Genomic DNA, 20,489 nt, shown 5'->3' with positions numbered 1-20,489 from the left:
TGTAATCAGCATGGCCAGGACAATCTACGTGGGCGTAGTGACGGATTGCAGTATCGTACTCGATGTGAGAAGTATTGATTGTAATACCACGCTCACGCTCTTCAGGAGCATTATCGATTTGTGCGAAATCTTTAACTTCACCACCGTGAACTTTAGTTAATACTGCAGAGATAGCAGCTGTTAAAGTTGTTTTACCGTGATCAACGTGTCCAATAGTACCAACGTTAACGTGCGGTTTATTACGTTCAAATTTTGCTTTAGCCATTTTTCAATTACCTTAAAGTTTATTAAAAGCCCGGCCATAAGACCGAGCCAGACTTTCAAAAAGCCTTACTAAGATTCAATTATTTTGTCGGCAACAATTTTTGGGGCTTCGCTATATTGCTGAAACTCCATCGAATATGATGCTCGACCTTGAGTTGCACTACGTAATGCCGTAGCGTAACCAAACATTTCAGATAGCGGCACAAGTGCATTCACTACCTTAGAACCAGCTGGACCTTCGTCCATGCCATCGATCATGCCGCGACGACGATTTAAATCGCCCACAACATCACCCATGTTTGCTTCTGGCGTAATAACTTCAACTTTCATCATTGGCTCTAGTATTACTGGTGATGCTTGTAGCACCCCCTGTCTAAAACCTATTGATGCAGCGACTTTAAACGCCATTTCGTTTGAGTCAACGTCATGAAAAGATCCGTCATAAAGCGTGACTTTGATGTCTAATAACGGGTAACCCGCTAAAACACCACTGTCCATCTGCTCTTTACAGCCTTTTTCAACTGATGGGATAAATTCTTTTGGAATTGTACCACCAACAATTTCGTTAACAAACTCGAAGCCTTCACCTTCTGGTAAGGGCTCCAATTTCAACCAAACATGACCAAATTGACCACGACCACCTGATTGACGAACAAATTTACCTTCCACTTCAACAGTTGAGCGAATAGTTTCTCGATAAGCCACTTGTGGATTACCGACATTACATTCAACACCAAACTCACGTTTCATGCGTTCAACTAAAATATCGAGGTGTAATTCCCCCATACCTGAAATGATGGTTTGACCCGTTTCTTCATCAGAAACAACTCTGAATGACGGATCTTCTGCGGCCAATTTACCTAACGCTATTGCCATTTTCTCTTGGGCAGCGACAGTTTTTGGCTCAACTGCTACAGAAATTACAGGTTCAGGAAATTCCATTCGTTCAAGCGTTATAGCATGATTTACATCACACAATGTGTCACCAGTAGTAACATCTTTGAGGCCAATAGCCGCAGCTATATCACCCGCTCGAACTTCTTTTATTTCCTTCCGGTCATTTGCATGCATTTGCACAATACGACCTAAACGCTCTTTTTTGCCTTTAACAGGATTGTATATACTGTCGCCAGTTTTTACCACTCCTGAGTAAACGCGAAAGAACGTTAACGTACCGACAAAAGGGTCAGTCGCGACTTTGAATGCTAAAGCAGCAAATGGTGCTTTATCATCAGCTTCGCGTGAACCTTCAGTTTCGTTTTTGTCATTATTAATACCTTTTATCGCGTCAACATCTGTTGGCGAAGGTAAAAATTCTATGACAGCATCAAGTACTGCTTGTACGCCTTTGTTTTTGAAAGCAGAGCCACAAGAACAAAGAACTATTTCATTGTTTAGCGTACGGGTACGTAGCGCAGATTTTATTTCTGCTTCAGATAAATCACCTTCTTCAAGGTATTTATCCATTAATTCTTCAGAGGCTTCTGCAGCTTCAGAAACAAGGTTTTCATGCCAATGATCGGCATCTTCTTGCATATCTGCTGGGATATCTTCATAGGTGAAGGTCATACCCTGGTCACTTTCGTTCCAGTTAATGGCTTTCATCTTTATTAAGTCGATAACACCAGAAAAGTCATCTTCAGCGCCAATTGCTAAATGAATTGGGACTGCATTTGCTTTTAAGCGAGAGTTAAGTTGCTCAACAACAGCTAAGAAGTCTGCACCAGTGCGGTCCATCTTATTAACAAAAACTAAACGTGGAACAGAGTATCTCTCCATTTGACGCCAAACAGTTTCTGTTTGTGGTTGAACTCCTGAAGATGCACACAATACTAATACTGCACCGTCTAATACACGTAATGAACGTTCTACTTCAATCGTAAAATCTACGTGACCAGGGGTATCAATAATGTTGATATGGTGATCTTCAAATTGTGCTTCCATCCCTTTCCAGAAACAAGTTGTAGCTGCAGAGGTTATGGTTATACCACGCTCTTGCTCTTGCTCCATCCAATCCATAGTGGCTGCGCCATCATGAACTTCACCGATCTTATGTGAAAGACCAGTATAGAAAAGTACCCTTTCTGTTGTTGTCGTTTTACCGGCATCGACATGAGCACAAATACCAATGTTACGGTAACGCTCAATAGGGGTTATACGTGCCACAATTACTTCCTCTTTCTGAGGTTTACCTCAGATTATAAAACAGTTGTGGCTATCACTTTGTATCAACATTGACACTCGATGATAACCACGGCATTACACTTCTAACTAGTAAACTAACAATTGATGCTAGTTTATAGTTTCTACCAACGGTAGTGAGCGAATGCTTTGTTAGCTTCAGCCATACGGTGAACGTCTTCACGTTTCTTAACCGCTGAACCTTTGCTGTCAGACGCATCTAACATTTCGTTAGCTAGGCGCTGAGCCATTGATTTTTCACCACGTTTACGAGCTGCTTCAACTAACCAACGCATGGCTAGTGCATTACGACGCACAGGACGAACTTCAACTGGAACTTGGTAAGTAGAACCACCAACACGACGAGACTTTACTTCCACTTGTGGGCGGATGTTGTCTAACGCTGTTTCGAATAACTCAAGATGAGATTTCTCAGTATTCTTCTCAGTTAAAATGTCTAATGCACCGTAAACAATTTTTTCTGCAGTAGATTTTTTACCATCAACCATAAGGATGTTGATGAATTTTGCTAAAAGTTCGTTGTGGAACTTAGGATCTGGCAATATTTTACGTTGCCCTACGACGCGTCTTCTTGGCATCTTAATTCTCCGTTATATTCAGGATAAACCCAAAATGTAATATGTTATTTGGCCTTACTTAACGTTTCTATTCTTTTTACTTATCTTTTGATAAGTACAGAAAGGGAAACTTAAGATTTAGGTCGTTTAGCACCGTATTTAGAACGGCCTTGTCTTCTATCGCTTACGCCAGAACAATCTAGTGCGCCACGAACGGTGTGATAACGCACACCCGGTAAATCTTTAACACGACCACCACGAATCAAGATAACGCTATGCTCTTGTAAGTTGTGACCTTCACCACCGATGTATGAAGTAACTTCGAAGCCGTTAGTTAAACGAACACGAGCAACTTTACGTAATGCTGAGTTAGGTTTTTTTGGTGTAGTTGTATACACACGAGTACATACGCCACGACGTTGTGGACAAGCTTGTAACGCTGGTACGTTACTTTTAGTTACTTGTCTTACACGTGGTTTACGTACTAATTGGTTAATAGTTGCCATTAAATAGCTCCCGATTAGTTAAATTTGTGTAAATTCCAATCAATGGGGAAATTTACACCCTTATAAACGTGAAAATCCGCGACCTTATATCCAATACACAAATGTACGGAATATAGGGTCGCGGAATTCTATAGGTCAAGCTTTAACCTGTCAAGCTTTACTCGCAATAGACAGGTTAAACATTGCTCTTAACCGATTTATCAATACTAAGATAAATCTGCGTTCAAAGCATCTGTTAGTGCTTGCGCTGCGTCGTCAGCTGATACTGTAACTTCTTCAACAGGAACGGCGTTTTTAGCACGCGCGCGTTCTTGATGATAAGAGTAACCTGTACCGGCTGGGATTAAGCGACCAACAATAACATTTTCTTTCAAGCCACGAAGTTTGTCTTTCTTACCAGCTACTGCTGCTTCAGTAAGTACACGCGTCGTTTCTTGGAAAGATGCTGCCGAGATGAATGACTCAGTTGCTAATGATGCTTTAGTAATACCCATCATTTGCATTTCGTATTCAGCTGGTTGTTTGCCTTCAGCTTCTAACTCACGATTAGAGATATTCACACGGGCAACTTCTAGGATTTCACCTTTAAGGAAGTTACTATCACCGGCGTCTAAAATCTCACATTTGCGGATCATTTGACGCACGATAACTTCAATGTGCTTATCGTTAATCTTAACACCTTGTAAACGGTATACTTCTTGTACTTCGTTAACAATGTAGTTAGCTACTGGTGCAACACCACGTAAACGCAAGATATCATGTGGAGATTCTGGACCATCGGCAATAACTTCACCTTTAAGTACAGATTCACCTTCAAACACGTTTAGTTGACGCATTTTAGGGATCATCTCTTCGTATACATCACCACTTGGTTGAGTGATAAGTAAACGCACTTTACCTTTAGTTTCTTTACCGAAAGCAATAATACCTGTCTTCTCAGCTAAAATAGCTGGAAGCTTAGGCTTACGCGCTTCAAATAAATCTGCTACACGTGGAAGACCACCGGTAATATCACGAGTTTTTGACGATGCTTGTGGGATACGTGCTAGCGCATCACCAATACCAACTTCTGCACCATCTTCAAGATTAATAATCGCGTTACCAGGTAAGAAGTATTGTGCCGGTATTTCTGTACCAGCTATCATTACGTCATTGCCTTTAGCATCAACTAACTTAACCGCTGGGCGCATTTCTTTACCTGCAGTGTTACGTTGACCAGCTTCTGTAACTACGATGCTTGATAAACCAGTAAGTTCATCAGTTTGACGAACCATAGTTACACCATCGATAAGTTCAACGAATTGAACCTTACCACCAACCTCAGTGATAATTGGATGCGTATGCGGATCCCAGTTAGCGATGATGTCGCCAGATTTGATTGCTTCGCCATCTTTCTTATTAAGAATGGTACCGTAAGGAACTTTATAACGCTCTTTCTCACGACCAAGCTCATCAATTACTGTCAGTTCAGATGAACGTGAAGTAATTACTAAGTTATCTTCAGGGTTAGTTACAAATTTAGCATTTTGTAATTTAAGTGTACCAGTGTTCTTAACTTGTACATTGTTCTCTGCTGATGCACGCGATGCAGCACCACCAATGTGGAACGTACGCATGGTTAACTGAGTACCAGGTTCACCGATAGATTGTGCTGCCACAACACCAATCGCTTCACCTTGGTTGATCATATGACCACGAGCCAAATCACGGCCGTAACAATGAGCACAAATACCAAAATCTGTTTGACAAGTAATGATTGAACGAACTTTCATTTGATCAATTGAGTTTTCTTCAATGAAATCACATAAAGCTTCATCAATAAGTGTATTACGAGGTAATAACACTTCATCAGTACCTGGTTTAACAACATCTTCTGCTACAACACGACCAAGAACACGTTCACGTAACGGCTCAACAACATCACCACCTTCAATCAATGGTGTCATTTGTAAACCGTCTAATGTTCCACAATCATGTTCAGTAACAACCAAATCTTGTGCAACATCAACTAAACGACGAGTTAGGTAACCCGAGTTAGCTGTTTTCAATGCCGTATCAGCCAAACCTTTACGCGCACCATGAGTAGAGATGAAGTATTGTAATACGTTCAAACCTTCACGGAAGTTAGCGGTGATTGGTGTTTCGATGATTGAACCATCTGGTTTAGCCATCAAACCACGCATACCTGCAAGCTGACGTATCTGAGCGGCACTACCACGAGCACCAGAATCCGCCATCATGTAGATTGAGTTGAAAGAGTCTTGCTCTTCTGGCTCACCTTTAGCGTTAATCACAGTTTCTTTTGATAAGTTGTCCATCATCGCTTTCGAGATTTTCTCGTTGGCAGAAGACCAAATATCAATAACTTTGTTGTATTTCTCACCCTGAGTTACAAGACCTTGCTCGAACTGAGTTTGAATTTCTTTAACTTCTTCTTCTGAATCTTCGATGATGGTGTATTTCGCTGCTGGAATTACCATATCGTCGATACCAACTGAAGCACCCGCGATCATCGCGTAGTGGAAACCTGTGTACATAATTTGGTCAGCAAAGATAACAGTATCTTTAAGACCTAAGTTACGGTACGCATGGTTAATCAGTTTTGAAATTGGTTTTTTACCTAATGGCTGATCAATAAGATCGTAAGGCATGCCGTCTGGACATACTTGCCATAAGATTGCACGACCAACGGTAGTATCGCGAAGCTTAGTAACTGGCTCAAAAACACCTTCAGCATTACGTACATGTTCAGTAATACGAATTTTAACGCGAGCATGTAGCTCAGCAAAACCAGTACGGTAAGCTTTTTCAGCTTCTTTGATGTCGGTAAATACCATACCTTCACCTAAACCATTTACACGATCACGTGTTAGGTAATATAAACCTAATACAACATCCTGTGATGGTACGATGATTGGATCACCGTTAGCTGGAGAAAGTACGTTGTTCGTTGACATCATCAACGTACGTGCTTCCATTTGTGCTTCGATTGTCAACGGTACGTGTACCGCCATTTGGTCACCATCGAAATCGGCGTTATATGCCGCACAAACTAATGGATGCAAATGAATCGCTTTACCTTCAATCAATACAGGTTCAAACGCTTGGATACCCAATCTATGAAGTGTTGGTGCACGGTTAAGCATAACCGGATGTTCACGAATTACTTCGTCAAGTACATCCCAAACTTCAGCGCCTTCACGCTCTACTAATTTCTTAGCAGCTTTGATTGTTGTGGCTAAACCACGCGCTTCTAATTTACCGTAAATAAATGGTTTGAATAACTCAAGTGCCATTTTTTTCGGTAAACCACATTGATGCAAACGTAATGTTGGACCAACAGTAATTACAGAACGACCAGAGTAATCTACACGTTTACCTAGTAAGTTCTGACGGAAACGACCTTGCTTACCTTTGATCATATCGGCAAGTGATTTAAGAGGACGTTTGTTAGAACCGGTAATTGCGCGACCACGACGACCATTATCTAGTAATGCATCAACAGATTCTTGCAACATACGCTTTTCGTTACGTACGATGATATCTGGTGCTACTAGGTCAAGAAGACGTTTTAAACGGTTGTTACGGTTAATAACTCGACGGTATAAATCGTTTAAGTCAGACGTTGCAAAACGGCCACCATCCAAAGGAACCAACGGACGTAAGTCTGGTGGTAAAATTGGTAAAACGTTCATGATCATCCACTCAGGCTTATTACCTGATGCTGCGAATGCTTCCATTAGTTTTAAACGTTTAGTGATTTTCTTACGTTTTGTTTCTGAACCGATTTCAGGTAATTCTTCACGCATTTGCGCTACTTCACCGTCAAGGTCGATTTGTTGTAATAGCGCAAGTACCGCTTCAGCACCCATTAGGGCGTCAAATTCGTCACCGTGCTCTTCTAACGCATCAAGATATTCTTCTTCGGTTAAGATTTGGCTTTTCTCTAATGTCGTCATACCTGGTTCGGTAACAACATAAGATTCAAAATAAAGCACACGCTCAATATCACGTAATGTCATGTCTAATAATAGACCGATACGTGATGGCAATGACTTTAAAAACCAAATATGAGCAACTGGGCTTGCTAATTCGATATGACCCATACGGTCACGACGAACTTTTGTTAATGTAACTTCAACGCCACATTTTTCACAAATTACACCACGATGCTTAAGACGTTTGTACTTGCCACAAAGACATTCGTAGTCTTTTACTGGGCCAAATATACGCGCACAGAACAAACCATCACGTTCCGGCTTAAAAGTACGATAGTTAATCGTCTCAGGTTTCTTTACCTCACCAAAAGACCATGAACGTATCATGTCAGGTGAAGCTAGTCCGATGCGAATACCATCGAACTCTTCTGTTTGATTTTGTTGCTTAAGAAACTTAAGTAAATCTTTCACACACTATCTCCTGTCGGAGTTAAATACCGGAGAGAACAGTAATCTGTTCTCTCCATGTACTGACTTAGAGCGTTAGCTAGAAGTCAGCAATGTAGCTGTCGTAGCCTAGTCCTGATCTAATTCGATGTTGATACCCAACGAACGAATTTCTTTCAACAATACGTTGAATGATTCAGGGATGCCCGGTTCCATACGATGATCACCGTCAACTAAGTTTTTATACATCTTAGTACGACCGTTAACATCATCTGATTTAACCGTAAGCATTTCTTGCAAGGTATAAGCGGCACCGTAAGCTTCAAGTGCCCATACTTCCATCTCACCGAAACGCTGACCACCAAACTGTGCTTTACCACCAAGAGGTTGTTGCGTTACTAGACTGTATGAACCAGTAGAACGCGCATGCATTTTGTCATCAACTAAATGGTTCAGTTTCAACATGTACATGTAACCAACAGTCACTGGACGCTCAAAGTTACGACCAGTACGGCCATCAGTAAGCGTAAATTGACCACTTTCAGGCATATCAGCAAGTTTGAATAAGTCTTTAATCTCACGTTCACTTGCACCATCAAATACTGGTGTAGCAATTGGAAGACCTGCACGTAAGTTGCCTGCTAAACGCATAATTTCATCATCCGAGAATGAATCAATATCAACTTCTTGGCGAGATTCACCTAAGTTGTAAACTTCTTTTAAGAATTCACGTAATTTATGAATTTCTTGTTGAGCTTCCAACATACGGTTAATTTTCTCACCAATACCACGTGCAGCCATACCTAAATGCGTTTCTAGGATCTGACCAATGTTCATTCGTGATGGTACACCCAACGGGTTAAGTACTACATCAACTGGAACACCGTGCTCATCGTAAGGCATGTCTTCAACAGGTACTACGTTTGAAATAACACCTTTGTTACCATGACGACCGGCCATTTTATCACCTGGCTGGATACGACGTTTAACGGCTAAATGTACTTTAACTATTTTCAATACGCCTGGCGCTAAATCAGCACCTTGTGTGATCTTACGACGCTTAACTTCATATTTCTTATCAAAGTCAGCTTTAATGTTGTCGTATTGTTCAGCGATTTGCTCAAGCTCAGATTGTTGACCTTCGTCGCTTAAGTTTTGCACTAACCATTTGTCACGAGACATACTGTTTAGATCAGATTCATTCAAACCTGAGGCTAACAATAATTTCTTCGCACGAGCGTAAATGCCATCTTCAAGAATACTAAACTCATCACCCAAGTCTTTCTTAACTTGTTTAAGTTGCATTTCTTCGATTTCAACAGCACGCGCATCTTTTTCTACACCATCACGGGTGAAGATTTGTACATCGATGATAGTACCAGACACTGAATTAGGAACACGTAAAGAACTGTCCTTAACGTCAGCGGCTTTTTCACCAAAGATTGCTCGTAAAAGTTTTTCTTCTGGTGTTAATTGTGTTTCACCTTTAGGAGTAACTTTACCCACTAAGATGTCGCCACCGTTAACTTCAGCACCAATGTAAACAACACCTGCTTCATCTAATTTAGATAACGCAGACTCACCAACATTTGGAATATCAGCAGTGATTTCTTCACTACCAAGTTTAGTATCACGAGCGATACACGTTAGTTCTTGAATATGAATCGTAGTGAAACGATCTTCAGTAGCTACACGCTCAGATAACAACATTGAATCTTCGAAGTTGTAACCATTCCAAGGCATAAACGCGATACGCATGTTTTGACCAAGTGCCAATTCACCCATATCGGTAGAAGGACCATCAGCTAAAACATCACCACGAACAACAGGCTCAGCCATACGACACAATGGACGTTGGTTAATACATGTGTTTTGGTTTGAACGGGTGTATTTAGTTAAGTTATAAATATCAATACCGGCTTCACCAGCATGCATTTCATTTTCATTAACTTTAACTACGATACGTGATGCATCTACGTAAGCAACAACACCGCCACGCTTAGCAACCACTGTTACACCAGAATCAACAGCAACAATTTTTTCCATACCTGTACCAACAAGCGGTTTATCCACTTTTAATGTTGGAACAGCTTGACGTTGCATGTTCGAGCCCATCAAGGCACGGTTAGCATCATCGTGTTCTAGGAACGGAATCAAAGATGCCGCAACTGAAACGATTTGTTGTGGAGATACATCCATATACTGAACTTGTTCAGCAGACATTAGCGTAAATTCGTTTTTATGACGACAAGCAACTAAGCCTTCAACTAATTTACCATCTGCATCAACTTCAGCAGTTGTCTGTGCAATCACGAAGTTACCTTCTTCGATTGCCGATAGATAATCTATATCATCCGTGATCAAGCCATCAACGATTTTACGATATGGAGTTTCTAAGAAACCGTAATCGTTAGTACGTGCGTAACATGAAAGCGAGTTGATCAAACCAATGTTTGGACCCTCTGGCGTTTCAATTGGACAAACACGACCATAATGCGTTGGATGTACATCACGAACTTCAAAACCTGCACGTTCACGAGTCAAACCACCTGGACCTAAAGCAGAAATACGACGCTTATGCGTTACTTCTGATAGCGGGTTGTTTTGATCCATAAATTGTGACAATTGTGATGAGCCAAAGAATTCTTTAACGGCAGCAGAAATCGGCTTAGCGTTAATTAAATCTTGTGGCATGATCGCATCTAAGTCACCTAGACTTAAACGTTCACGAACAGCACGTTCAACACGTACTAGACCAACACGGAATTGGTTTTCTGCCATTTCACCAACAGAACGGATACGACGGTTACCAAGGTGATCGATATCATCAACTTCGCCTTTACCATCACGTATACCGATTAAAGTTTTCATTACAGAAATGATATCTTCTTTCGACAATACGCCTGTACCAACGTCATCAGCATTACCAACACGACGGTTGAACTTCATACGACCAACTGTTGAAAGGTCATAACGTTCTAGTGCAAAGAATAAGTTATTAAATAACGTATCTGCTGCGTCTTTTGTTGGTGGCTCGCCTGGACGCATCATACGGTAAATTTCAACTAACGCTTCTAAGCGATTTGTTGAGTTATCTACACGAAGTGTGTCTGACATGTATGAACCAACATCAAATTCGTTCATATATAAAGTAGATAATACTTTATGTCCGGCTTGGCTTAACTCAGCTAACATTTCTAAAGTGATTTCAGCATTAGCTTCAGCTATCACTTCACCCGTAGATTTGTCGATATAAGCTTTAGAAAGTACTTTGCCTACAATATATTCAGCAGGTACTTCTAGCTTTTCAAGTTTAGCTTTTTCTAAAGATCTAATATGACGAGCAGTAATACGACGACCTTGCTCAACTAAAACATCACCTTTAGGGAGTTTTATGTCGAAAGTAGCCGTTTCACCACGTAAGCGTTCTGGAATTAAATCCATTACTAGCTTATCGCCTTTAATAGTAAAATCTGTTGTATCGTAGAAGATATCTAATATTTCTTCAGTTGAGTACTCTAAAGCACGCAAAATTATTGACGCCGGTAATTTACGACGACGGTCAATACGAACAAATAAGTTATCTTTTGGATCGAATTCGAAATCTAACCATGAACCACGGTAAGGAATAACGCGAGCGTTATATAACACTTTACCTGATGAATGTGTTTTCCCTTTATCATGATCGAAAAACACACCTGGAGAACGGTGTAATTGAGAAACAATAACACGCTCTGTACCATTGATGACAAACGTACCGTTGTCAGTCATTAATGGTATTTCACCCATGTATACTTCTTGTTCTTTGATATCTTTTACTGTGCCTGCCGCCGCTTCTTTATCATAAACGACTAAGCGTAATTTAACGCGTAATGGCGCAGAGTAGGTGATACCGCGGATTTGACATTCTTTAACGTCAAATAACGGCTCGCCCAAACGATAGCTTACGAATTGTAATTCTGAGCTACCAGAATAAGCTTTAATTGGAAAAATAGAATGAAATGCAGCCTCTAGGCCTGTTTCACCTGTTGGATCAATATCAATAAACTTACGGAAAGATTCGAGTTGGATTGATAACAAGAATGGATAATCCATTACTTGAACACTTTTACCAAAGTCCTTACGAATACGTTTCTTTTCAGAGTAAGAGTAAACCATGGGGTTCCTCAGCTTGCTGGTTATGGCCGAATCTGCCTTTAAAAAGACAGGATATTGCAGTGATACTTTTTTTATCAAGCATCAAATAATGCACTGTTTTGGTTTAAAAAAAAACCACTTTCTTTAGCGCAAAAAGGCCGGTGACGTTTAAATCACCAGCCATTGCCTTTTCAGGCAAATAATCTGTTTAAAAACAGATTATTTGATCTCAACAGAAGCACCTGCTTCTTCAAGAAGTTTCTTAAGCTCTTCAGCTTCAGCTTTTTCTACGCCTTCTTTGATCGCTTTAGGAGCCGATTCAACTAGGTCTTTAGCTTCTTTCAAGCCAAGGCCTGTAGCGCCACGAACTGCTTTGATTACAGCAACTTTCTTCTCACCGAAGCTAGTCATTACTACGTCAAATTCAGTTTGTTCTTCAGCAGCACCACCAGCGTCACCGCCAGCAACAGCAACAGCAGCAGCAGCAGATACGCCAAACTTCTCTTCCATTGCTTCGATTAGTGCAACAACGTCCATTACTGACATTTCAGCAACTGCGTTTAGGATATCGTCTTTAGAAATAGACATTTTAAATTTCCTGTTTTTTAATAAACAGCCTTTGGCTGTTTGAAATAACTATAAATACAAAAAGTGCGAATTGTGCTCTGCTTATGTTTAAGTAATAGCAGAGGTAAACAATTATTAAGCAGCTTCTTGCTCTTTCTGATCGCGTACTGCAGCAATAGTGCGGACAAGTTTGCCTGCAGATGCTTCTTTCATAGCGCTCATTAAACGTGCAATTGCTTCGTCGTAAGTTGGTAGCTTAGCTAACATGTTTACGTCTACTACATTACCTTCAAATGCTGCTGCTTTTAATTCAAATTTTTCGTTAGTTTTAGCGAAATCTGTGAATAAACGTGCTGCTGCACCTGGATGCTCGTTTGAAAATGCAATTAATGATGGACCAACTAATGTGTCAGAAACACATTCAAAGTCAGTACCTTGTAATGCACGACGTGCTAACGTGTTACGGATAACTTTCATCCATACGCCGTTTTCACGTGCTTGCTTACGTAATACAGTAATTGCTTCAACTGAAACACCGCGTGAATCCGCGACTACAGCTGATTGAGCGCCATTGGCAGCTTCTTGAACTTCAGCAACAATTGCTTTTTTGTCATCAAGATTGATAGCCATTGGCTTTACTCCTGGTTCACCGGCAATAAAAAAACCGGTATTTACTATCCCTAAGCTAATTACATTACCTTAGGCCGTTACGGCGAGGACCAGAATTAGGAAATACTGGGTAATCACCATCTACGTAGGAAATATTAAGCTTTCGACGAAGAATCGTCTCAGCTCCTACGGTCTTTGACGGGGTTGTCTATAGCAAATACATGCTAATAATTAGACAACACCTACCAAAATTTAAGGGGCGAAATTATAGTCTACAATTTCGCCCTTGTAAAGTATCGATTTTCGACACCTTACAGAAAACTATACTGTCAAGCTAGCTTGGTTAACGGCAACGCCGGCACCCATAGTAGTTGAAACAGAAATTTTCTTAATGTACTGGCCTTTAGCATTAGCTGGTTTTGCTTTTTTAAGCGCTTCCAATAATGACTCAAGGTTTTCCTGCAATTTAGCATCTTCGAAATCAGCCTTACCAATAGTAGTATGGATGATACCGTTTTTGTCATTGCGGTAACGGATTTGACCCGCTTTAGCATTGTTTACAGCAGTAACAACATCAGGAGTCACTGTGCCAACTTTAGGGTTAGGCATTAAACCACGTGGGCCTAAGATTTGACCTAGTTGACCAACAACACGCATAGCGTCTGGAGTAGCGATTACAACGTCAAAATCCATATTACCGGCTTTAACTTGTTCTGCTAAGTCTTCCATACCTACGATGTCTGCACCGGCTTCTTTCGCTTTATCAGCGTTTACGCCTTGTGTAAATACAGCAACACGAACATCACGACCAGTACCGTTAGGTAATACAGTCGCGCCACGTACGTTTTGATCTGATTTACGAGCATCAATGCCAAGGTTAACTGCAACATCAACGCTTTCACGGAAGTTAGCAGTTGCTAGTTCTTTTAATAAAGAGATAGCTTCAGCGATGTCATATTCTTTTAATACGTCTACTTTTTCACGGATAAGACGAGCGCGTTTAGATAATTTAGTCATTGATTAGTCCTCTACCACTAAACCCATTGAACGAGCAGAACCCGCAATGGTACGCACTGCAGCTTCCATAGAACCAGCAGTAAGATCAGCTTCTTTTACCTTAACGATTTCTTCAAGTTGTGCTGTAGTAACAGTACCAACTTTTTCAGTGTTAGGGCGACCAGAACCACTCTTAACACCAGCAGCTTTAAGAAGTAAATAAGCAGCAGGTGGAGTTTTTGTTTCAAACGTGAAAGAACGATCAGCATATACAGTAATTACTACTGGAACTGGAGCGCCTTTTTCCAAAGAATCTGTTTTTGCGTTAAACGCTTTACAGAATTCCATGATGTTAACACCGTGTTGACCTAGTGCAGGACCAACTGGTGGTGACGGGTTTGCTGCACCAGCAGCAACTTGTAGCTTGATTAAAGCTGTGACTTTTTTAGCCATGGTTTTAATACCTTTAGTATGGGTTCAAACGCTGATAATTAAAACCAGCTCCCCGTTAACAAAAAATCGATTCTCTCTTTATCAGATAAAATCGGCAGCGGATTATATATTATTAAGTAGCGCAAGCGCAAGGTCAGTTATGATATTTGTATAAAAAAAGAGCGAAAGCGATTAAACGAGTTGTAGGGTGGTGCTCAAAGCGATAGCAGAGATAAAAAATCCCCCTAAGAAACGGGCAACCGATTACGTTTTAGTAACGATAAAAGAAGTCGATTTAAGGAAAGTTTCGAATGGAAATTATAGCATTTGTCCAGACTATGCCTATTTCACTTTTACCAAGCGGAGACTTAATGAGTCAAATTGCTATTACATTTCAGTGAAACAACAAATAAAAACCTCGATATCAAATTTTTTCCATAAAAAAACCAGAGTAAAAACTCTGGCTTCTTAGAAGTAGCTAATATTAACCTTTTTCGACTTGACCAAATTCTAAGTCAACAGGTGTTGAGCGACCGAATATAAGTACTGATACTTTAATACGGTTTTTCTCGTAATCTAACTCTTCAACAACACCATTAAAGTCAGCAAATGGACCGTCAATAACGCGTACCACTTCACCTGGCTCAAACAATGTTTTAGGTTTAGGCTTATCAGTATCTTCAAGACGTTGTAGTATACGATCAGCTTCTTTTTGAGTAATAGCTGCAGGTCTTTCTTTAGTGCCGCCAATAAAGCCTAGTACACGAGGTACACTTTTAACTAAATGCCATGATTCATCGTCTAATTCCATATGAACTAGTACATAACCAGGGAAGAATTTACGTGCGCTTTTACGCTTTTGTCCAGCACGCATTTCAATAACTTCTTCAGTTGGCACTAAAATTTCACCAAACTTTTCTTCTAAACCATGAATGCCAATATGCTCAAGCAATGTCTTTTGAACACGGCCTTCATAACCTGAGAACGCTTGTACTACATACCAGCGTAATTTAGGGTTATTGTTTTTTTCAGGCGTATCTGTAATTGTAATTTCTTCAGTCATAACGCTACCTTAACCTACTTTTAATCCAGTTATTAAACCTACTACCCAGAAAAGAACTGAATCTAAACCCCAAAGCAATAACGACATAATTAATGTTGCCACTAATACAATACCCGTTGTTTGAACTGCTTCTTGACGAGTTGGCCAAACTACTTTACGAACTTCAGTGCGAGACTCTTTAGCAAAGTCTACTGCATTACGACCTTTAACTGTTTGCATAGCAACAAGTCCAGCAATAACAATAGCAGCAACTACTGCTATAGCGCGAACAAGAACTGACTGCTCAGCAAAAATGTAATTACCGACAACTGCGCCAGCTAAAAGTAAAACAATTACGCCCCACTTTAAAAAATCAAACGAACCACTTGGTTCAGTTTCAGTACTTGCATTCATATATACTACCTGTAATTACATGCCTAATCTAAGACAAAGCACCTCGATATTATCGAGGTTAAAATCTAAAGCCCCTATTATTTAACTAATAAGCACTTTACTAAAAAATGGCAGGGGTAGAGAGATTCGAACTCCCAACCGTCGGTTTTGGAGACCGCTGTTCTACCAATTGGAACTATACCCCTTCAATTTGTACTTACACTTACCGAGTGATTCTTAGTTGTTTGGGAATTAAGAGTGACTCTAGAAGTGAGGCGCTATTATACTAATCAAAATATTTTACTCAAGGACTATTTTCCAGTTATCTCAATAACCCTTGAGTGAACGTTCCATTAGTTACCATAAAACGTTGAAAGCACTATCAACATTGCATGATAAGCGCCTAATGCTTGATATTAACGCTGAGATTAGATATTTTGTTTTTCAAATTTTCAATAATAACTGATCCCCTATGCTTTTAGCGTTACTCGAAGATAAACACTTTGGAAAATTAGACCCTAAAACAGTGTTTAAATTAGCCAACAGTAATGCTGAATTTTCTAACCTTTGGTTGGTTCACTCAATAAGAAGTAATTGCTCAATCAAGGAGTTATCTTTAGCTGTTGCAGCAAGTATCCAATGGAATACACCTGCAATTAAGTCACTAGAGGCATTTATTGATGTTAAAACTGATATAGCCATTGAACTTGATAACGAATATAACGATGCTATTGCCTATTCAGAGCAAATGATTAACAACTTTTGTACTAAGAGGCAAAGAAGCGTACTCAGCCAACTGGTAGCTATGGCCGAATTAGTTTCGCCTCCTGAGCTTATCGGCACAAACAAAAGCACATACAACATGCCTTTTAAAGCTGAACAACTCAACTCTATTATATCGACTTGCGCGCCATTACTTAAAGATGTGTCTCTGTTTGGCGGTGAGGGTAAAAATAGCAAAAACGAAAAGATCAGAAATAACACGCATTATCCTACACCACTTCCAAACGACTCTGTAGCACTTGCTCTGCTTGAAAACTTACTCGCTAAAGCAGCTGGTCTTCCTATTTCATTTGCAGAGCCACCTGTTGTTTTAAAATATCAACCTGAGCAATACTATCAGTGGCACTACGATCATATTTACCCGCATACAGACTCAATTGCTCAACACATTTCACAATTTGGTCAAAGAGTTAAAACAGCAATATTCTATTTAAATGACGGTTTTACCGGAGGGGAGACTGAATTTAAAACGCCGTTAATATCAGTGCAACCTCAAATGAATAAGACCTTAATCTTTGACAATTGTGATAAAGACGAAAACAGAGATGTTTCCAGTATCCACAGAGGTAAAGCCGTTACTGCTGGTGAAAAATGGATTGTAACGCTCTGGTTTCGAAATAAACCTTTCTGGTTACGTGCGGGGCTTCTGTAAGTTTACAATACGCTACAGCAACACTTTATAAAATGCATGTTATGTAAACAAACAGGTTTACATAAATTCTGGCTAGCTGCATTTTCTAATAATTTATTAGGGCTAGCCAATTATTCACCACTGCGTTTTTCAAGGTAAAAATTGAAAGAAAGTAAAGTTACTTTATACCCGCTTTAACTTGCTTTTCATTAACTAAAATACCGACGGTAATAATGCGTTGATTCACCATTTCTCTTACATATAACTTAACATTTCCAAGTTCTAATACAGTATTATCAGTTGGCTGCCCAATATGTTTAGTCTTTATGACTTGTTCTAAAGTCTCTTGGGGGTCTTCAGTAATATCAATCCCGTATGAATGAGTGATATCAATAACTTGCGTGGTGCCTTTAACCCTAAGCTCTTGTGCAGGTAAAATATTTTCTGCTTCAACTTTTTTGCCTGAAAAAACGCTATCAACAAATGCTCTCGTTGCTGGTTTAAGCACAATAAATAGCTGATCTTCAGCTTGTAAAAGCGTTGAGCCTCGTGGTGTAATAATATTGTTACTACGAGAAATCATTGCCATAACAGTACTTTCAGGCAAAGCTAATTGCGAAATACGACTGCCTACAGCGCGAGATGAACTACCCAAAGTATATTCAACAATATCAGCATCAACATCACCTAACGCTGTTATTTCTAATGTTGCAGCAGGCGTTACCGGAGGAGGCAAGGTTAGTTTAAGCTTCCTTGCCATCCAAGCTAAACTTGAACCCTGCAGAGTAGCTGAAATGAGTACCACAAAAAATACTACATTAAAAATTAAAGCAGCACCTGGCAAACCAAATATTAAAGGAAATATTGCGAGTATAATCGGTACAGAGCCTCTTAAGCCTACCCAAGATACCAAGGTCATTTCACGAAGATTAAAACCGAAAAGAGCCAAAATAGGCATGACAGCAAGTGGTCTTGCAATAAAAATCAGTACAAAAGCAATAATTAGCCCTTCAAGCCACACGTCTAACAATGAAGTTGGGGTGATTAACAAACCAAGCACAACGAACATCGTAATTTGACTTAACCAAGCTAAGCCATCGTGAAACAAAAAAGTACTTCGTTGAAAAACAAACCGACTGTTGCCAATAACTACACCCGTGATAAAAACAGCTAAAAAGCCACTACCACCAATGTTGGCGGTAATTCCAAATGAAAGTAAACCACATGCAGCAACTAATACTGGGTATAGTCCTGCAGCAACTAATTGAATACGGTTGATTAGTCGAACAGATATCCAACCCACAGCCAAACCAACAGCGATACCTAAGCCCATTTGTGATAGAAACATCACCAACAAACCCGTACCGGGTGTCATGTCATTCACTAAAATTTCTAGTAAACCTATCGTTAAAAATATAGCCATAGGATCGTTAGACGCACTTTCTATTTCTAGTGTCGCTTTTAACTTACCCGTTAAGTGAATGCCGGCATTACGTAATAATGAGAAAACAGCGGCGGCATCTGTTGACCCGACAATTGCGCCAAGTAACATACCGTGTAGTAAAGAAATATCTAAAATGTAGGCGGCTGCGTAGCCGGTGATAGCGCCCGTAATAAGAACACCGAAAGTAGCAAGAGCAGATGCAGGCTTCCAAACAAGTTTAATGGCTTTAAACGGAGTTTGTAGACCGCCATCAAACAATATTAAGGCTAGTGCTAGCGTGCCTAAGGAGTGAGCAGCTTCGGCATTATCAAATAGAATTCCGCCAGGACCATCTTCACCGGCTAGCATACCAACAATTAAAAAAAGTACTAATACAGGTAAACCTAAACGCGCTGATAATTTACTTGAGATGATGCCCAGTAAAATCAATACCGCGGCCAGTAATATGACTTGATCAATAAAAAACATCTATCACTCCATTGATAATAAAGGGGGGGAAGTAAAGCTTATAGCTGCATTATATCTACTGTACTAGTTCTGTTTTTCTTAAGAGCAACGAACTTTAACCAAAGCACAATGAAAAATAACTTATCAACTTACTATGACAATAATAATAAAAAAACCTGAAATGTTAATAATTATTACTTTAACGAACAGGAAATTACCTTTTTATTTTATCAAAATATAGTCATTTATAATGTATCATTTTGTCTCTTTTGCAGCGTCTATTTGACCCAAAAAGCTAACTACCCCCTACTTAAACCTCACTCTATGGCCTGCTGGATATAACTATATTCCTTGTTACTATTGATAGCTTTTCCATAAACAAAAAAGACGCCGAAGCGTCTTTTTTAAGGTTTGGTGTCTAAAAATTATTAAGCAATACATCCGTTAAGGTAAAAGCGATACAACACCTGCACCAAAAACTCGACGCCAAGCTTCTTAGGATAAGCCCTGAAACTAGCTCTACTGAAAACAAAAAAGGATGCCGAAGCATCCTTTTTTTAAGCTCTAGTGTGGTCTAAAATTAAGCAATAATTTTAGATACAACATCAGCACCAACAGTACGACTCTCAGCTGCGCACCAGAGGTGCTTGCGAAAATCACTAAAAACAGTCCATTGGGACTGTTTTATTAACGTATTTCCTCATCACGGATAATCCATGAAGCTGGCCATACTGAAAACAAAAAAGGATGCCGAAGCATCCTTTTTTTAAGTTCTAGTGTGGTCTAAAATTAAGCAATAATTTTAGATACAACACCAGCACCAACAGTACGACCACCTTCACGGATTGCGAAGCGTAAACCTTCGTCCATCGCTACTGGGTTGATAAGCTCTACAACAAACTTCAAGTTGTCGCCTGGCATTACCATTTCAACACCTTCAGGAAGCTCTACAGCACCTGTGATATCCGTTGTACGGAAGTAAAACTGTGGACGGTATCCTTTGAAGAATGGCGTATGACGACCACCTTCATCTTTCGATAACACGTATACTTCTGATTCGAATTTAGTGTGAGGTAAAATTGAACCAGGTTGAC

The 20,489-nt window shown here is 40.0% G+C and carries 14 protein-coding genes, 1 tRNA gene and 1 pseudogene; 1 reads left to right on the top strand and 15 read right to left on the bottom strand.

Translation table 11 applies throughout. From position 1 onward, the window contains the following. The 13 genes from H4J50_RS14775 to H4J50_RS14715 form a co-directional block, all read right to left on the bottom strand. The coding region (locus H4J50_RS14775; protein WP_259366262.1) for a GTP-binding protein at positions 1–265 on the bottom strand (265 nt) is incomplete at its 3' end. A gap of 68 nt (positions 266–333) precedes the next feature. Next, complete coding sequence (gene fusA, locus H4J50_RS14770; protein ID WP_182257179.1) at positions 334–2,430, bottom strand: elongation factor G; 2,097 nt, start codon at positions 2,428–2,430, stop codon at positions 334–336. Positions 2,431–2,570: 140 nt separating this feature from the next. Then, positions 2,571–3,044 carry a 30S ribosomal protein S7 gene (gene rpsG, locus H4J50_RS14765; RefSeq protein WP_081151031.1) on the bottom strand — a complete coding sequence of 158 codons (474 nt, stop codon included), beginning with the start codon at positions 3,042–3,044 and terminating at the stop codon, positions 2,571–2,573. Between the two features lie 110 nt (positions 3,045–3,154). Beyond that, positions 3,155–3,529, bottom strand: a complete 375-nt coding sequence (rpsL, locus tag H4J50_RS14760; RefSeq protein WP_011045492.1) for a 30S ribosomal protein S12 — start codon at positions 3,527–3,529, stop codon at positions 3,155–3,157. 206 nt (positions 3,530–3,735) lie between these two features. Continuing rightward, a complete protein-coding gene (rpoC, locus tag H4J50_RS14755; protein WP_108454674.1) occupies positions 3,736–7,938 on the bottom strand; it encodes a DNA-directed RNA polymerase subunit beta' in 4,203 nt (1,400 codons plus the stop codon). Positions 7,939–8,043: 105 nt separating this feature from the next. Further along, entirely contained in the window at positions 8,044–12,072 is a 4,029-nt protein-coding gene (gene rpoB / locus H4J50_RS14750) for a DNA-directed RNA polymerase subunit beta (protein WP_108454673.1), read from the bottom strand. A gap of 198 nt (positions 12,073–12,270) precedes the next feature. After that, positions 12,271–12,639, bottom strand: coding sequence for a 50S ribosomal protein L7/L12 (gene rplL / locus H4J50_RS14745; protein ID WP_108454672.1), 369 nt, complete (start codon positions 12,637–12,639; stop codon positions 12,271–12,273). 114 nt (positions 12,640–12,753) lie between these two features. Next, positions 12,754–13,248 (bottom strand): 50S ribosomal protein L10, encoded by a 495-nt coding sequence (rplJ, locus tag H4J50_RS14740; RefSeq protein ID WP_108454671.1) that lies wholly within the window; start codon positions 13,246–13,248, stop codon positions 12,754–12,756. Between the two features lie 300 nt (positions 13,249–13,548). Continuing rightward, positions 13,549–14,244 carry a 50S ribosomal protein L1 gene (gene rplA / locus H4J50_RS14735; protein ID WP_108454670.1) on the bottom strand — a complete coding sequence of 232 codons (696 nt, stop codon included), beginning with the start codon at positions 14,242–14,244 and terminating at the stop codon, positions 13,549–13,551. Positions 14,245–14,247: 3 nt separating this feature from the next. After that, positions 14,248–14,676, bottom strand: coding sequence for a 50S ribosomal protein L11 (rplK, locus tag H4J50_RS14730; protein ID WP_108454669.1), 429 nt, complete (start codon positions 14,674–14,676; stop codon positions 14,248–14,250). Positions 14,677–15,139: 463 nt separating this feature from the next. Next, positions 15,140–15,718 carry a transcription termination/antitermination protein NusG gene (nusG, locus tag H4J50_RS14725; RefSeq protein ID WP_081151019.1) on the bottom strand — a complete coding sequence of 193 codons (579 nt, stop codon included), beginning with the start codon at positions 15,716–15,718 and terminating at the stop codon, positions 15,140–15,142. Between the two features lie 9 nt (positions 15,719–15,727). Beyond that, positions 15,728–16,111, bottom strand: a complete 384-nt coding sequence (secE, locus tag H4J50_RS14720) for a preprotein translocase subunit SecE (protein ID WP_108454668.1) — start codon at positions 16,109–16,111, stop codon at positions 15,728–15,730. A 108-nt stretch (positions 16,112–16,219) separates the two neighbouring features. Continuing rightward, positions 16,220–16,296: transfer RNA gene (locus H4J50_RS14715), tRNA-Trp, on the bottom strand. A 266-nt stretch (positions 16,297–16,562) separates the two neighbouring features. Between H4J50_RS14715 and H4J50_RS14710 the strand changes: the two genes are divergently transcribed. Beyond that, entirely contained in the window at positions 16,563–17,525 is a 963-nt protein-coding gene (locus tag H4J50_RS14710; RefSeq protein ID WP_182257178.1) for a 2OG-Fe(II) oxygenase, read from the top strand. 157 nt (positions 17,526–17,682) lie between these two features. On the opposite strand, the gene H4J50_RS14705 is transcribed toward H4J50_RS14710, so the two are convergent. Together H4J50_RS14705 and tuf are read right to left on the bottom strand one after the other, a co-directional pair. Then, a complete protein-coding gene (locus H4J50_RS14705) occupies positions 17,683–19,416 on the bottom strand; it encodes a potassium/proton antiporter (RefSeq protein WP_182257177.1) in 1,734 nt (577 codons plus the stop codon). 768 nt (positions 19,417–20,184) lie between these two features. Then, a pseudogene (gene tuf / locus H4J50_RS14700) lies at positions 20,185–20,489 on the bottom strand (elongation factor Tu); the annotation flags it as partial.

Source organism: Colwellia sp. 6M3 (assembly GCF_014077595.1).
Lineage (GTDB): Bacteria > Pseudomonadota > Gammaproteobacteria > Enterobacterales > Alteromonadaceae > Cognaticolwellia.
The sequence above is the reverse complement of the archived record's forward strand: the minus strand, read 5'-3'. Positions and strand labels throughout refer to the sequence as shown.

Coding starts and splice junctions, on each gene's coding strand:
- rpsG (WP_081151031.1), bottom strand. CDS start 3,044: ATGCCAAGAAGACGCGTCGTAGGGCAACGTAAAATATTGCCAGATCCT.
- rpsL (WP_011045492.1), bottom strand. CDS start 3,529: ATGGCAACTATTAACCAATTAGTACGTAAACCACGTGTAAGACAAGTA.
- rpoB (WP_108454673.1), bottom strand. CDS start 12,072: ATGGTTTACTCTTACTCTGAAAAGAAACGTATTCGTAAGGACTTTGGT.
- rplL (WP_108454672.1), bottom strand. CDS start 12,639: ATGTCTATTTCTAAAGACGATATCCTAAACGCAGTTGCTGAAATGTCA.
- rplJ (WP_108454671.1), bottom strand. CDS start 13,248: ATGGCTATCAATCTTGATGACAAAAAAGCAATTGTTGCTGAAGTTCAA.
- rplA (WP_108454670.1), bottom strand. CDS start 14,244: ATGACTAAATTATCTAAACGCGCTCGTCTTATCCGTGAAAAAGTAGAC.
- rplK (WP_108454669.1), bottom strand. CDS start 14,676: ATGGCTAAAAAAGTCACAGCTTTAATCAAGCTACAAGTTGCTGCTGGT.
- nusG (WP_081151019.1), bottom strand. CDS start 15,718: ATGACTGAAGAAATTACAATTACAGATACGCCTGAAAAAAACAATAAC.
- secE (WP_108454668.1), bottom strand. CDS start 16,111: ATGAATGCAAGTACTGAAACTGAACCAAGTGGTTCGTTTGATTTTTTA.
- H4J50_RS14710 (WP_182257178.1), top strand. CDS start 16,563: ATGCTTTTAGCGTTACTCGAAGATAAACACTTTGGAAAATTAGACCCT.
- H4J50_RS14705 (WP_182257177.1), bottom strand. CDS start 19,416: ATGTTTTTTATTGATCAAGTCATATTACTGGCCGCGGTATTGATTTTA.